Annotated in this window: 14 protein-coding genes and 1 pseudogene; 2 read left to right on the top strand and 13 right to left on the bottom strand. The window is 50.9% G+C overall.

Annotation, left to right across the window (positions count from 1 at the left end):
* Nucleotides 1–2: 2 nt before the first annotated feature.
* Both BLR73_RS13855 and BLR73_RS13850 read right to left on the bottom strand, forming a co-directional pair.
* Complete coding sequence (locus BLR73_RS13855; protein ID WP_013065343.1) at nucleotides 3–881, bottom strand: FKBP-type peptidyl-prolyl cis-trans isomerase; 879 nt, start codon at nucleotides 879–881, stop codon at nucleotides 3–5.
* A gap of 17 nt (nucleotides 882–898) precedes the next feature.
* Nucleotides 899–1504, bottom strand: a complete 606-nt coding sequence (locus BLR73_RS13850) for an FKBP-type peptidyl-prolyl cis-trans isomerase (protein ID WP_013063037.1) — start codon at nucleotides 1502–1504, stop codon at nucleotides 899–901.
* Nucleotides 1505–1651: 147 nt separating this feature from the next.
* Between BLR73_RS13850 and BLR73_RS13845 the strand changes: the two genes are divergently transcribed.
* On the top strand, nucleotides 1652–2344 hold the full coding sequence (locus tag BLR73_RS13845) for an SIR2 family NAD-dependent protein deacylase (protein WP_013064206.1): 693 nt from the start codon (nucleotides 1652–1654) through the stop codon (nucleotides 2342–2344).
* Between the two features lie 119 nt (nucleotides 2345–2463).
* On the opposite strand, the gene ispG is transcribed toward BLR73_RS13845, so the two are convergent.
* Genes ispG through BLR73_RS13820 form a run of 5 tightly spaced genes read right to left on the bottom strand, consistent with a single transcriptional unit; the run spans nucleotide 2464 to nucleotide 7206 of the window.
* Nucleotides 2464–3849, bottom strand: coding sequence for a (E)-4-hydroxy-3-methylbut-2-enyl-diphosphate synthase (gene ispG / locus BLR73_RS13840; protein WP_091862983.1), 1386 nt, complete (start codon nucleotides 3847–3849; stop codon nucleotides 2464–2466).
* A gap of 27 nt (nucleotides 3850–3876) precedes the next feature.
* Nucleotides 3877–4383, bottom strand: a complete 507-nt coding sequence (gene purE, locus BLR73_RS13835) for a 5-(carboxyamino)imidazole ribonucleotide mutase (protein WP_013065668.1) — start codon at nucleotides 4381–4383, stop codon at nucleotides 3877–3879.
* Between the two features lie 30 nt (nucleotides 4384–4413).
* Nucleotides 4414–5034 (bottom strand): phosphatase PAP2 family protein, encoded by a 621-nt coding sequence (locus BLR73_RS13830; protein WP_033150472.1) that lies wholly within the window; start codon nucleotides 5032–5034, stop codon nucleotides 4414–4416.
* Nucleotides 5031–6539, bottom strand: coding sequence for an RNA polymerase factor sigma-54 (rpoN, locus tag BLR73_RS13825; RefSeq protein WP_091863081.1), 1509 nt, complete (start codon nucleotides 6537–6539; stop codon nucleotides 5031–5033). The genes BLR73_RS13830 and rpoN overlap by 4 nt, the downstream gene beginning before the upstream one ends.
* Before the next feature lie 16 nt (nucleotides 6540–6555).
* A complete protein-coding gene (locus BLR73_RS13820) occupies nucleotides 6556–7206 on the bottom strand; it encodes a hypothetical protein (RefSeq protein ID WP_033150470.1) in 651 nt (216 codons plus the stop codon).
* A 68-nt stretch (nucleotides 7207–7274) separates the two neighbouring features.
* Here BLR73_RS13820 and BLR73_RS13815 point away from each other — a divergent pair, with 68 nt between their 5' ends.
* Nucleotides 7275–8579 (top strand): histidine-type phosphatase, encoded by a 1305-nt coding sequence (locus BLR73_RS13815; RefSeq protein ID WP_033150469.1) that lies wholly within the window; start codon nucleotides 7275–7277, stop codon nucleotides 8577–8579.
* Here BLR73_RS13815 and nrdG read toward each other — a convergent pair.
* The 6 genes and pseudogenes from nrdG to BLR73_RS13785 all read right to left on the bottom strand — a co-directional run bounded on the left by nrdG (nucleotide 8569) and on the right by BLR73_RS13785 (nucleotide 15147).
* Entirely contained in the window at nucleotides 8569–9066 is a 498-nt protein-coding gene (nrdG, locus tag BLR73_RS13810) for an anaerobic ribonucleoside-triphosphate reductase activating protein (protein WP_013063954.1), read from the bottom strand. The two genes, BLR73_RS13815 and nrdG, sit on opposite strands and share 11 nt — an antisense overlap.
* Nucleotides 9063–11303 carry an anaerobic ribonucleoside triphosphate reductase gene (locus tag BLR73_RS13805; protein WP_091862980.1) on the bottom strand — a complete coding sequence of 747 codons (2241 nt, stop codon included), beginning with the start codon at nucleotides 11301–11303 and terminating at the stop codon, nucleotides 9063–9065. Before BLR73_RS13805 ends, nrdG begins: the two co-directional genes overlap by 4 nt.
* A gap of 21 nt (nucleotides 11304–11324) precedes the next feature.
* Nucleotides 11325–11750, bottom strand: a complete 426-nt coding sequence (locus BLR73_RS13800) for a SufE family protein (RefSeq protein WP_033150467.1) — start codon at nucleotides 11748–11750, stop codon at nucleotides 11325–11327.
* Between the two features lie 740 nt (nucleotides 11751–12490).
* Nucleotides 12491–12823 (bottom strand): annotated as a pseudogene (locus tag BLR73_RS14655) (BT0820 family HAD-type phosphatase); the annotation flags it as partial.
* On the bottom strand, nucleotides 12820–13017 hold the full coding sequence (locus BLR73_RS13790; protein WP_041386406.1) for a hypothetical protein: 198 nt from the start codon (nucleotides 13015–13017) through the stop codon (nucleotides 12820–12822). The gene BLR73_RS13790 and the pseudogene BLR73_RS14655, both read right to left, overlap by 4 nt.
* Before the next feature lie 207 nt (nucleotides 13018–13224).
* Nucleotides 13225–15147 (bottom strand): SpoIIE family protein phosphatase, encoded by a 1923-nt coding sequence (locus BLR73_RS13785; protein ID WP_013063482.1) that lies wholly within the window; start codon nucleotides 15145–15147, stop codon nucleotides 13225–13227.
* Nucleotides 15148–15154 lie beyond the last annotated feature (7 nt).

Below are 15154 nucleotides of genomic sequence, written 5' to 3'. Positions count from 1 at the left end.
TGTTACTTCTTAGGATTTACCTCGAGCAACTCGATCTTGAAGATCAGTGCTGAGAAAGGATCGATGTTACGCTGAGCACGCTCGCCGTAAGCCAGCTCCTGAGGAATGTAAACCTCCCAAACTGAACCAGCAGGCATGTGAGTGAGAGCCTCTGTCCAACCCTTGATAACCTGGTTGGCACGGAATGTTGTGGGCTCGCCACGCTTATATGAGCTATCGAAGATAGTATCGTTAATCAAACGACCCTCGTAGTGTACCTTAACGAGTGAAGTATCAGCGGGGATAGCACCTGTACCCTCCTTGATAACCTTGTACTGAACACCGCTAGGCAGAGTTTTTACACCAGCCTTCTTAGCGTTGGCAGCGAGGAACTTCTCACCAGCCTCCTTGTTAGGACCATAGGTCTTTGACATCTCCTTAGCCTTGATTTCCTGAATCATGCGCTGAGCAACCATCTGAGCTGAATCAACAGTCATCAGACCCTTCTTGCCTGTAGTACCGCTGATGAAACCAGCCATGAAGTTCTTCAGAGAGATAGTCTTTGTAGAGTCATCACCGAATACCTCGTGGTTGATACCCTTGATCATACGGTTAGCAATCTGCTGACCAATCTGGATACCAGCATAGTAAGCGGCCTTCTTCTTGTTGTCGCCAGCGTTAGCACCCTCCTGCAGACCCTTGATGAACTCGGCCATGTAAGCGGTGTCAACATCCAGACTTCCTACGAGATACTCCTTCAAACCCTGAGTCTGAGCCATACCAATGGCGTAGCTCATAGTGTCTACGTCTGTCTTCAGACTTGCTTTAGGGGTAGAGTTGCCACATGCGGTGAAACCGGCAGCAGCAATAGCCATAACGGCTACGATTGATAATTTTTTCATTGCTTTCTGTTATTATTTTAAACTACTTGTATTAACTCAACATCGAAAATGAGTGCTGCGAATGGAGGAATAGAAGCACCTGCACCACCCTCGCCATAAGCCAGACGGTAAGGGATGAAGAAACGATACTTGGCACCCTCCTGCATGAGCTGCAGACCCTCGGTCCAACCAGCGATAACCTGCTGGAGTGGGAATGTAGCGGGCTCGCCACGCTGGTATGAGCTATCGAATACAGTACCGTCGATGAGTGTACCCTCATAGTGGCACATAACGGTATCCTTAGCCGATGGCTTCTTACCGTTACCCTCTTTCAGTACCTGATACTGCAGTCCGCTGGGAAGTGTTACCACCTCAGCCTTCTTACCATTCTCGGCGAGGAACTTCTCGCCAGCCTCCTTATGTGCCTTTCCCTTCTCGGCACGCTCAGCCTGGAGCTTCTGCTCCTGCTTCTGAAAATAGTCCTGTACGATTGTCTGAGCCTCACGGTGTGAAACCTTCAGCTCGTTGCCCTTCAACACGTCGTTGATAGCCTGTGCAAAGTCCTCGGCACTGATGTTGTCAGCACCCATCTGAGCCAACTGCTGACCGATGCCCAGACCTAAAGCATAACTTAATTTATCCATTCTCTATTTATTAATAATGTGTAACGTCTAAAAAACGGCTGCAAAGTTACACTTTTTTTCTTATTCCGATGCATTATAATTGCTAAAATTTCTTTTTTATATCAGAAAAGTTGTATTTTTGCAACATCAAACTTAAAAATCATTCTTATGAAAAAGATTGTTGTCTTAACTGGTGCAGGTATGTCGGTAGAAAGCGGACTGAAGACTTTCCGCGATGCCGATGGTTTGTGGGAGAATTATCCCGTACAGAAGGTAGCCACCCACGAGGGTTGGCTGGCCGATCCTACGCTCGTAACAAACTTCTACAATATGCTGCGTAAGAAGTGTTGGAACGTGCAGCCAAACGAGGGACATAAGTTGGTGGCCGAACTTGAGAAAAACTATGACGTAACGGTTGTAACGCAGAATGTTGACAACCTGCACGAGATGGCAGGCTCAAGTAAGGTGATTCACCTGCATGGCGAACTGATGAAGGTTTGTTCGAGTCGCGATGTGGACGACCCACGCTACCAGATTCAGCTTACACCCGACAACTGCGAGATAGAACCAGGTACCAAGGCTGGCGACGGCTCGTTACTGCGTCCGTTTATCGTATTCTTTGGCGAAGCGGTGCCTAACATCACGATAGCAGCCGAAGAGGTACAAGAGGCCGACATTCTGATTATCATCGGCACCTCGCTGGTGGTTTATCCTGCCGCAGGTTTGCTGCACTATGCCCGTCCCGATGTGCCCGTTTACCTTATCGACCCCAATCCCATCAACGCCGGTGGTCGCGTAACACAGATACAGAAAGGCGCCAGCGAAGGAATGAAAGAACTCGTAAAGATTCTTAGCGAATAAGGTTTTGGCACGGATTACACGGCCTTAATAAATTAAAAACACGGCTTTGGTATTGCAACTAAAGCCGTGTTTCTTTATAAAAAAGAGCCGTGTTAATCCGTGCCTATAAAATCGTGTCTTTATTTCTGGCCGCGGTCTTTGCGGATGAATTCGATAAGACGTTCTACAGCCTCTTCTTCGGGAATATTCTTCTCGATACACTCCTTGGCCTTGTAGAGCGAGATTTTACCACGTCCGGCACCTACGTAACCGTAGTCGGCATCGGCCATCTCACCAGGACCGTTTACGATACAGCCCATGATACCAATCTTCAAGCCTACCATGTCCTTGGTGGCAGCTTTAATCTTGGCGATGGTCTCCTGCAGATTGTAGAGCGTACGACCGCAACCTGGGCACGAGATATACTCGGTCTTGGTAAACTTGATACGGGCAGCCTGCAGAATGGCGTCAGAAAGCTCTACCAACTTTGAACTTTGATCTTTGAACGTTGAACTGTTGATTACCAGGTTGTGGGCCTTCTTATCAATCAGCAGGGCTCCAACAGCCATAGCGGCCTTGAGCTGCAGGGTTTCCCAATCGGGGGCATCCACATCCAGCGTGATGGTATCGTCCTTGATGCTTGCCTCAGCTTTTTCACGCAGGGCGGTACACTCAGGAATCATATCTACCAGCTTGCGAGCCACGGGGATTTCGCACTCAGGCTCCTCGCTCAATGATACACGGATGGTATCACCGATACCCTCAGTAAGCAGGGCACCAATACCAACGGCACTCTTGATACGACCGTCTTCGCCCTCACCAGCCTCGGTAACACCTAGGTGCAGGGGGTAGTGCATATCTTCCTTATCCATGGTTTTAACCAGCAGGCGCATAGTGGTTACCATCACTACGGTGTTAGAGGCCTTGATACTGATAACTACATCGTTAAAGTTCTCACGCTTGAAGATACGCAGGAACTCCATGCAACTCTCAACGATACCCTCGGGAGTGTCGCCGTAACGACTCATGATACGATCCGACAGTGAACCGTGGTTCACGCCGATACGTACTGCCGTGTGATGCTCCTTACAGATATTCAGGAAAGGCACCAGCTGCTTCTCGATCTTCTGCAACTCGGCAGCATACTCCTCATCGGTATATTCCAGATGCTTGAACGTACGACCAGGATCAACGTAGTTGCCTGGATTGATACGCACCTTCTCACAGTACTGGGCAGCCACATCGGCGGTATGAGCAGTAAAGTGCACATCGGCCACCAGTGGTGTATTGTAGCCATCGGCATTAAGCTGGGCCGAAATGTTCTTCATGTTCTCTGCCTCGCGGGTACCCTGGGTGGTAAAGCGAACCAGCTCGCCACCAGCGTCGATAATACGCTTGGCCTGGGCCACACAGCCCTCGGTATTATTGGTATCTACCGTTCCCATCGACTGAATGCGGATGGGGTTCTGACCGCCAATGCCGATACCGCCGACACGGGCTTCGGAAGATTGTCTCCTGCTATACATTAAAGATTAGACATTAAAAATTAAACATTAATTGGTTTTGAACTGGTATTTAATCGCGGCCAGCTCCTCGTTGGCTTTCTCGATCTTGATACGCAGATTACCTTTATAAACAGCCAGGCGCTGTGCCAACTCCTGATCGGCCAAGGCCATCATCTCGCAAGCCAGGATAGCTGCGTTCTGAGCACCGTTTACACCTACTGTAGCAACAGGGATGCCTGGGGGCATCTGGATGATAGAAAGCATGGCATCCAAGCCGTCGAGCATACCCTTGATGGGCACACCGATAACGGGCAGAGTGGTTGATGCAGCAATCACACCAGGCAGGGCAGCAGCCATACCGGCACCAGCAATAATCACCTTAATGCCACGATCCTTAGCGGTACGTGCAAACTCCTCGACGGCATCGGGAGTGCGGTGAGCCGACAGGGCATTAACCTCGAAAGGTACCTGCATCTCGTCGAGCAACTTAAACGCTTTTTCCATAACGGGCAGATCGCTTGTACTGCCCATGATAATACTTACTAATGGCTTCATAATATATTAAACATTAAATTTCAAAAAACATTATAAATACAGCAGACCGAGTACGGAGCACACAAGGCCTACCAGGAACCCGGCTACCACCTGCGCAAGCGAGTGCTGGCGCAATATCATTCGACTGGTGCCTAACATGCCTGCCAGGATGAACACCAGACAGAGCCACCAGATGGGATTAAAGGCAAACAGCTCGCCAAACACAAACAGCGCGCCTGCCACACCACCGATTGCCGAAGTATGGGTTGAAATCTTCCACCACACGTTTACCAAGGCGCACACTATCTGGATGGCCAATGCAGCCGATACGATGGTGCCCATAAAGTGCGGTATGTGCAGCATGTCCATGATGTACACGCAGAAGAAGTAGCAGAGAATAGAGATAACGTAAGGCACCATACGACGCTCCTTATGTCCAAGCTCAATCAGGTTCCAGCCGTTGTACTTACGATACAGATGAATAAGCACCGTAGGCAACAGGATGGTGAAGAAATACACCAGCGTTAACACCTGGAGCTTGTAGCCCAAGGGCATTAAGCTGAGGTAGCTCAGAAAGAAGAGCGACAGCAACCCCACAATAGGCAGGTAGAACGGTGTAAACACCATACTCATCACCCTTGCCGTTAATATGATATTCTTTTCCCTACTCATTTTCTTAATCTTGCTATAGGAATACCCAACTGTTCGCGATACTTGGCCACGGTGCGGCGGGCGATAGGAAAGCCTTTGGCAGCAAGCTGATCTTTCAGCTGGTCGTCGCTCAGCGGCTTACGTTTGTCTTCGGCATCCACCAGGTCGCGCAGGGCAGCTTTAATCTGTCGGGTGCTCAGCTCCTCGCCACTCTCGGTAACGTAGCCGTCGCTAAAGAAATGGCGCAAGGGGAAGGTGCCCCAACGCGTTTGGGCGTATTTCGAATTGCTTACACGCGAGATGGTAGATATATCAAGTCCGGCCTTTTCGGCCACATCTTTCAGAATCATAGGTCGCAGCGAGGCCTCGTCGCCATCCAGGAAGAACTGACGCTGCAACTGGATGATGGCCCGCATGGTAACCGTGAGTGTGTGGCGGCGCACTTTGATGGCCTCGATAAAGCCCTGTGCGGCATCCACCTTTTTCTTGATATACAGCAGCGCCTCCTTGGTCTGGCGACTCAGGTGGTCCTTGTTCTGCTGATACTCCTGCATCGAATCAACAAACGATTGCGACACCTTGAGTTCGGGCACCTCGCCGTTGTTCAGCGTAAAGGTGATGGTGCCATCATCCTGGGTATCCACAATAAAGTCGGGGGTTATCTGCTGCATGCTGCGACCCACGGTTTCGCCAAGCGATGCACCTGGACGTGGATTCAGCTTGCGCAGTTCGCGGAACAGGGCCTCGGCCTGCACGTCGTTCAACTGCAAGTCGGCCTGTATCTTGTCCCAATGTTTGCGGGTAAATGCCTCAAAGTAATGGTTGATAACACGCTCCATCAGATCGCGCAACCGTGATGGGTCGCGACGTTCAATCTGCAGCAGCAGGCACTCCTGCAGCGAGCGGGCACCGATACCGGCGGGATCGAAAGCCTGCAGCATCAGCAGCACGTGCTCAATCTCCTTATCGGTGGCATCGATGTTATGATAGATGGCCAGTTCGTCGCTAACGATCGAGAGGTCTTTTCTCAGCAATCCGTCGTCGTCGAGCGAGCCAATCAGATATTCCAGAATATCACGTTCCTTATCAGTCAGGTCGAGTTCGCCCACCTGCTCTTTCAGCTGGTCGTAGAACGATTCGGTTTCGCCGTACACAATCTCCTCGCGTTCCTCGGCATACGAGCTGCCACTCTGATATACAGGCAGGTCTTCATCGTCGCGACCGATACCACTCAGAGCCTCGTCGAGTGCACTCTGACGTTCTTCGCGCTCGCTGGCAGCCTCAAAATCCTCGGCGCCATCGGTATCGCTGCCACCGCCAAAGTCGGTCTCTTCGGTGGCCATCGCATCATCGTCGTAGGGCTGTTCGCTTTCCAGAGCGGGGTTATCGTTCATTTCGGTGTTGATACGGTCAATCAGCTGCGTCACTGGCAATTCTATCAGCGACGATTGTAACAACTGCTGTTGAGAGAATGTCTGTCCCAGTTTCTGCAGTTGCTGCTGTTCCTGTATCTGTGTATTCTTAATGCTCAATTTTCAATATTCAATGTTCAAAATAGTCCTTCAACTGTTCGGCATACGAAGCCAACTCCTGCGGTTCGCTGTTGCCAAAGCGGCGCCACACCTGCTGACAGGCCAATACCAAGTTTCCCTTCATCTCGTCCTTGCGATTCAGATATGGGTCGCAGTGCTGGAAAGCCTCCATCACATCTACCACCTCCTGGGGCTTCAGCCTCATCATCTTGGCCAATGCCTGCACCTCGGGGGTCTCGGGCACCATCGTGATAGGTGTTAAGCGGAAGTACTCATCCAGTATCAGCACCAGCATCATTGGTGTTAGCGTGGTATCATCAGCTATAGGCTTAAACTCCTTCTCGAAACTCTCAATCGTCTCCACCCCTTCGTAAAACTCCAGGGCGTTGTTGAATCCCCACATTTCGCGCAAAAGGTTTACGGCCCGCTTCAGCTTACGCGGGTTCTGTCCGTACACCTCCCAGATGTGTTCGATGCGCGGTGTTTCGAGGTTGGCTATCTGGCACATTTTATTGAAGAGCTGCTGGGGTGCGATATGCAGCTCCAGGCTCAAATCAACCATTGCCTTGCTGTACATGGGTTTTATGCCAGTGGGTTTTTGTAAGTACAACTGCATGAGCAGTAGCCAGTATTCATCCTGCCATTTTGAGTTTTTTGCCATATTATGCGCTATTTTTTTGCAAAAATAGTGATTTTTTTGTATATTTGCACCGAAAAGGAGAAAAAACTATGAGAAAAGTGGTATTATTTGCCCTCTGGGCACTGTCGGTAGCCTCGGTGTGCGGTCAAAACGTTCGCGAAACGTTGAAACGCGATTTTCTGAAGGCTGGCAGTAACTACTATGCTTACCAGGGGCCAACACGCGAACTAACACCTCCGCCATCGGGCGAGAAGCCGTTTTACATCAGTAGCTATTCGCGCCACGGGTCGCGTTACCTCATCAAGGCCGAAGAGTACGACTACCCATATCTGGTACTGCTTAAAGCCGACAGTCTGGGCAAGCTTACCGAGTTGGGACAGAAGGCTCTGCGACTGCTTGGCTACCTGCGCGACGATGCGAGTGGCCGATATGGTGATCTGACCCCCCTGGGTGCCGTACAGCATCAGCAGATTGCCCAGCGCATGTACGACCGCTTTCCTGAGGTATTCGAGGGGCGCTCGGTTATCGAGGCCAAGAGTACGGTGGTTATCCGTTGCATCCTGTCGATGCAGCACGAGCTGTTGCAGCTGGCCAAGAACAATCCCAAGCTGATATTCAATACCGATGCCTCGCAGCACGATATGTACTACATGAACATGCAGGATTCGGTGCTGTACAAGCAGCGTTACTCAAAGAAAACCCAGCAGGCCTACAGGGATTTCTGCGCCAAGTACGCAATCCACAAGCCAGCCATGGGCAAGATGTTTAACGATTCGGTTTACTTTAACAGCGAGGTGGATGCCTACGAGCTTAACAAGGCCATTTTCAAGATTGCCTCGAGCGTTCAGGGCACCGAGATGCGCGAGCTGTTCAGTCTGTTCGACATCTACACCCCCGACGAGCTGTATAACAACTGGTTGCAGGCCAACGCTTTCTGGTACCTCAGCTTTGGCAGCAATCCCTACAATGGCGGCAAACAGCCGTTTACCCAGCGCCGCTTGCTGCAACGTATCATCGAGGATGCCGACAGCTGTATTATCCGCCCTCACCCGGGTGCCACGCTGCGTTTCGGACACGAGACGATTATCTTGCCGCTAACATGTCTGCTGGATCTTAACGGCTACGGCCGCACGATTCGCGATCTGGACCGTTTGGATATCGACGGCTGGATTAACTTCGAGGTGTTCCCCATGGCAGCCAACATCCAGTTTGTGTTCTACCGTAAGGACGAGAACGATCTTGACATTATCTTCAAGGTGCTACTTAACGAGAACGAGGCTACACTACCCATACCAACTGATATAGCACCCTACTATCACTATCGCGATTTCCGCGAACACTACATGAAGAAAATAAACGATTACGAACTGAAGTTAGCCAAGTCTAAACGCTAACATCAGGCTTCCACAATACTACGTGCCCCTCGTAAAGCGATGCGGGCACGTTTATTATGCGTTGGTTTGATGAGCCGCGGAACAGCAGGTCGGGATCTTTCAGTCGCTCGATAAAAGGTCCGTCAACCAGCACGTCGATATTCTCGAGCAGTTCGCGCTGATCTTCCTGTATCAGGCTCTCGAACGTAAAGCCTGTAAAGCACCAGATATCCTTATTGGTTTGCTGGTGTATGGCGCGTGCCAATTCGGCAAAGCCAGCAGCCTGATACATCGGGTCGCCACCCGAGAAGGTTACGTTGGCAAAGGGGTCGGCCACGATAATCTTCATCAGCTGCTGTGTGGTCATCTCGCGGCCACCATCAAATGCCCACGACTGCGGATTATGACAGCCTGGGCACTGATGATTGCATCCAGCACAATAGATGGACGTCCTGAACCCAGGTCCGTCCACCATTGTATCTTCTATGATATCTAATACTCTTATCATTTAAACAAGTCCTGATCCTGTGCGCTGTGATCGATGTGGGTTACACGATCGTTCAGCTCGGCCAGCTTGCCGCTGTTCCAGCGATCGGTAGTACCTACCAGATAGCCGGTAATACGCTGCAACTTATCAATGTTGTTACTACCGCACTTAGGACACTTCTCCAGCTTGTCGTCGGCATTCTCGTAGCCGCAGTCCATGCAGCGGTTGCGGTTGTGGTTTACACTGCCGTAACCCATATCCAGCTGGTCCATCATGTCAACCACGCTCATAATTACCTGTGGGTTGTGGGTAGCGTCGCCGTCAATCTCTACGTAGAAGATGTGTCCACCACGAGTCAGGTTGTGGTAAGGAGCCTCAACCTCGGCCTTGTGGCGTGCGCTACATTTATAATATACGGGCACGTGGTTAGAATTGGTATAGTAATCGCGATCGGTTACGCCGGGCACGATACCAAACTCCTTACGGTCCTTCTTGGTAAACTTTCCGCTCAAGCCTTCGGCTGGTGTGGCCAGTACCGAGTAGTTGTGGTGGTAGCGCTCGCAGAACTCGTTAGCACGGTCGCGCATGTAAGTAACAATCTTCACACCCAGCGCCTGTGCTTCTTCGCTCTCGCCGTGATGCTTGCCAATCAGGGCTACCAAGCACTCAGCCAGTCCGATAAAGCCGATACCCAGTGTACCCTGGTTAATCACGCTCTCAATGCTGTCCATAGGCTTCAGCTTGTCGGCACCAATCCACAGGCACTGCATCAGCAGGGGGAACTGCTTGGCAAAGGCTGTCTTCTGGAACTGGAAGCGGTCGTCCAACTGCTTGGCAGTAATCTCCAGCATCTGATCCAGCTTGGCAAAGAACATGTCGATACGCTTCTGCTCGTCCTGCTCCTCGCGGCACTCCAGGGCCAGCTTTACGATGTTGATGGTCGAGAAGCTCAGGTTACCACGACCGATACTGGTCTTAGGTCCGAATCGGTTCTCGAACACACGTGTGCGGCATCCCATCGTAGCCACCTCGTGCACAAAGCGCTTAGGATCGTCGGCACGCCACTCGCTGTCCTGGTTAAAGCTGGCATCCAGATTCAGGAAGTTAGGGAAGAATCGGCGGGCTGTAACCTTACATGCCAACTGATACAGATCGAAGTTACGATCCTCGGGCAGGTAGTTCACACCGCGCTTCTTTTTCCAGATCTGAATGGGGAAGATGGCTGTTTCGCCGTTACCCACACCCTCGTAGGTGCTCAGCAGTATCTCGCGCATCACGCAACGGCCCTCGGCACTGGTGTCGGTACCGTAGTTGATACTCGAGAACACCACCTGGTTACCACCACGCGAGTGGATTGTGTTCATATTGTGGATAAATGCCTCCATGGCCTGATGTACACGGGCCACCGTTTTGTTGATGGCATGCTGACGGGCACGATCTCTACCCTCCAGGCCATCCAGAGGGGCCTTGAGATAGTCCATCAAAGGCTCGTCGTACAAGTCCTGCAAGCTCTCGCCATACAGGTCTTCGAGTGCTTTCAGCTCCTCGATATAGCTCAGGCGCACGAATGGTGCCAGATAAAAGTCGAAGGCAGGAATAGCCTGTCCGCCGTGCATCTCGTTCTGAGCGCACTCCAACGAGATACAAGCCAGTACGCTGGCCGTCTCGATACGCTTGGCAGCACGCGAGGCACCATGTCCGGCAGTAAAACCGTTCTGCAGGATGTTGTCCAATGGGTGCTGCACGCAAGTAAGACTTTTGGTAGGATAGTAATCCTTATCGTGAATGTGCAGATAGTTATGCTCAACGGCGTTGCGACTCTCCTCGCTCAGCAGATAGTCGTCTACGAATGGCTTGGTAGTCTCGCTGGCAAACTTCATCATCATGCCCGCAGGTGTATCGGCGTTCATGTTGGCGTTTTCGCGCGTCACATCGTTATTCTTAATGTTCACGATATCCAGGAACACCTCGCGTGTCTTGGCCTTACGGGCAATCGAGCGCTGGTTGCGGTAGGCAATGTACTTCTGAGCCACGTCCTTACGACTCGACTTCATCAGCTCCATCTCCACCAAGTCCTGAATCTCCTCTACCGTCATCTGACTCTCGCCACGCTGGGCAATACGGTCGGTAATCTGGTACAGCAGTCGCTCGTCCTCGCCTTTGTCAGTATGTAACATGGCCTTACGTATGGCGGCCATCACTTTCTGTTCGTTAAATCCCACTATGCGCCCATCGCGCTTCTTTACAGTTTGTATCATGAGGTTTCTAATTATTTATGATTAATTCTTCAATGTCTCGTTAAACGCCAGTGCGTACATCTTTATCTGCTTAACCATAGCCAGCAGTCCGTTGCTGCGGGTAGGCGACAGATGCTCTTTCAGTCCTATCTGCTCAATAAAATACAGGTCGGCATCCAGAATCTCCTGTGGCGTGTGGTCGCTCAGCACGCGTATCAACAGGGCCACGATACCCTTTACAATCAAGGCATCGCTCTCAGCGCTGAAGTGAATGTTACCATCCACCAAGTCGGCCTGCAACCATACACGACTCTGACAGCCGTCAATCAGGTTCTGTTCTGTTTTATACTTATCGTCCAGCGGCTCCTGCTCATTACCTAAGTCGATGAGTAGCTGATACTTATCCATCCAGTCGTCGAAACCACTGAACTCGTCGATAATCTCGTCTTGTATTTCGTTTATTGTCATAGCTTATATAATTTGCCTGCAAAGTTACTAAATTTCCCCTATCCCACCAAACATCTCCCGTATTAAATATGGTTAATATTTTGCCCCCATTTTTGTTATGTATTGATAAACAGAATCTTGCCCCGATTCCCTTTAGGCTTCACTGCAAAGAGAGGCCAAACGGTAGGGATTGCTACACGCTACAGTGCTACAGTTAGAAATCAAGTCGGCACCAAACCCAAACCAAATACCTATATTTATATAATATATATTATATATAATATAGACGTTAGTTGTAGGTGTGCAATGGCTCGAAAACTAACTGTAGCACTGTAGCGCGTAGCAGGCTGAAAATTTGCGAGTATTAATAGTAGCAATTGCTACCATTAATAGTAACAACCGCAACTATTAATAGGATACTGTTGTTTACTTCAGTATATTATACAGCAGCGTGGTGAGGGAGATGGCAATGCCGGTGGCGCTGAACCAGAGGGTGGTCATGGTACCGACACCTCGGGATTGGTGGTGTTAACGGTGATGGTGAGCTGGTCCTTGGGCATGATACGGGCATCGTAAAGGCGCTGCGAGCTACTCAGATCTACCTGCTCGCTGTTTTGCAGATAGGCCACATCGCGACTGCTACCACACGAGGTGAACAGCATACTCATAATAAACAGCACCAGCACCAAACCTCCACCTACCGACCAGCGGCAGCGACGACTGCAGTGGCTTTGCGACTGGAGCACGGCGGGACGATGGGCTATCATCTGGTAGATGGTGCCCCAATCGGGCAGTGGGCACAGACCGCTATCGTCGATAAACACATCTACATTCAGCTTGCGTGAGTAGGCGGGATTGCCGGCGGGCGTTTCCTCGGGGTAGTTACTGTTAACAGCATAGAACTCTAAACCGCGCTGGCGACACCACTCTACGGCCTCCTGGAGCAAACGGCCCTCGCGACAGGTCCATAGTATTAACTGATGGTGGTCGCGGGCAAGCAACTTAAGGGTCTCGATGGCAAAGGGTTTCTCGTTGCCAATGTAAGGGTAACGGTTCTCAACGATGGTACCGTCGAAATCAACTGCAATAATCATCTCTTTATACTTTTATCGTTATTATTTCCGTAGTGCGAGTAGGCATAACGCCCGTAGCGACCATAAAAGCCGTAGCCATAATAATAGCCGTGCTTGCGCATCGACATGTCGATACTGGAGGCGGCATCATCGTCATCATCGTAGAGCAAGCGTTCTTCAAGATCGGCTACACTCAGCTTCTTGTCATCTGTCATAAAAAAATCTTCAGTACTTAGTAAGTTCAGGGCATTGTTCTGTGTTGTTATCCTATCATGTCCAGCCCGTTTAATTTTTCCTTTTGGGCTGCAAAGGTACTGAAAATCAGGGAGAAATAGACAAGAAAAAAAGGAGAAATCGACGATTAGTATAATTTAACACTCAACCTCGTCGATTTCTCATATCAATCAAAATTCACTTAAACTTTACTGCATGCGCAGGCACATCATGGTAAGATCGTCGTTCGGATCGGCGCCGTCGCGGTGGCGCTGAACCTCGTTATAAAGGGTTTCAACTACCTGCTGGGCGCTCTCGAAATGGGTGTTGCGCAGGATAGATAGCAGCTGGTCGTCGCCAAACTGCTCGTGCTCGCGGTTCTCGGCCTCGTTCAGTCCGTCGGTATAAAGGAACAGCGCACGTCCCTTAATGGTATCAATCTCCTCGCCCTGGAACTCCAAACCCGGCAGCACACCGATAGGGAAGTTAGGCAGCATCTGCAGGAACTCACCATGGTGCTCGCCACCACCTATCACAGGTGGATTATGACCGGCATTACAGAACTTGAGGTGACCCGACTGCAGATTAACCATGCCCACAAACATGGTTACAAACATGTTGGTGGGGTTCTCGTCGCCCGACAGGGCCTCGTTCATGTGGGTACAGATATCGGCAGGTGCCATCTGCTGGTTGGCCAGCGTACGGAACAGGCGGGTTACCTGCGCCATAAACAGCGAGGCTGGCACACCCTTACCACTCACATCGCCCACGCAGAAGTACAGGTTATCGCCCTTGAGCAGATAGCCGTAAAGGTCGCCACCGACCTCCTTAGCGGGTGTCATTGAGGCATGCATATCCAGTCCCTCGCGGTTGGGGAACACACTGGGCAGCATGCTCATCTGTATGTTGCTGGCCACGTTAAGCTCACTCTCGATAGACGCTTTCTGGGCGGTGGTAAGCTTCAGCTCGTCGATATACCTTACCAGTGATTGCTGCATGTAACCGAACGAGTGACTGAGCTGACCAATCTCGTCGGTACGTTCAAAGTCGGGCAGTTCGGCATCAAAATTACCCGAGGCGATGGTCTCGGCCTCGCGTGCCAGGCGGTGCAAAGGCTTGAGCTCGCGCGTAATTACATTAATAAATACGCACAACATAACCAACAAGCCAACAAACACAATACCCATCACGGTGTGGCGCAGGCGGTTAAAGCCGCCAAAAATGTCGCTCTCGGGGCACACAATGGCCATAGAGCAGCCCGTTTTGCCCAGCGGCTTGTAGAACACGTAGCTATCCTTGCCATCTATCACCATGCGGCGCATACCCTCTTCGCCACGCTGCATGGCATGGCCCAGGGCTGTCAGAGCCGTGTCGGGCTCCAGCATGGTCTGCGTAAAAATAGTCTGTCGGGTAATCTTGGTACTGTCGGGATGCACAAAGTACGTACCGCCACGACCTATCATAATACTGTAAGAGTTAGGATAGGGTTTTACTGCCGAGATGGTTTGCGACAACCAGTTGATAGACAAACTGGTGTTGATAACGCCAATTACCGCGCCCTGCTTGTTTTTGATGGCCTGACAGTAGGTGGTAACCATCTCGTAAGTATTGGTGGGCGCATCAAGATCCATGTAAGGATCGGTCCAGCAGGGGTGCCCCAGCAACGTGGGCATCAGGTACCAGTCCATAAAAAAGTACTGGTAGTTATCGCTACCGCCCTGCAGGGTACGAATACTGTCGCCCTCGTATTTTGAGTAGGCCGAGAAATAACGGCCATACTCCTTGAAATAGTAAGGCTCGAAGGCGATTGAGCACGAGTAGAAATCGGGATTATTACGCAGCGTACCCTCGCTATACACAAACATCGAGTCGGCCACGTTAGGATGGCGCTGCACCAGCCACACGGTCATGTTAGTGGCCACCTCAACACGGTTCAGGATACCCTCTACCTGCAGCGATGTACGATCAAGAATGGTGGTGGCACGATGGATGGCCTCCTGGCGCACTGCCTCGCGCGACTGATAGAACAGGAACCCGAGGGCAGCCACAAAGATAACGGCGGCAAACATTACCACCCACAAACTAACCCTGATGGATAGCTTACGACGTATATATGCAATTACTTCATTCATAACGGTC

The sequence above is a fragment of the Prevotella sp. khp1 genome, from assembly GCF_900102205.1.
Taxonomy (GTDB): domain Bacteria; phylum Bacteroidota; class Bacteroidia; order Bacteroidales; family Bacteroidaceae; genus Prevotella; species Prevotella ruminicola.
Note: the sequence above shows the minus strand (reverse complement) of the source record. Positions and strands in the feature narration are given on the sequence as shown.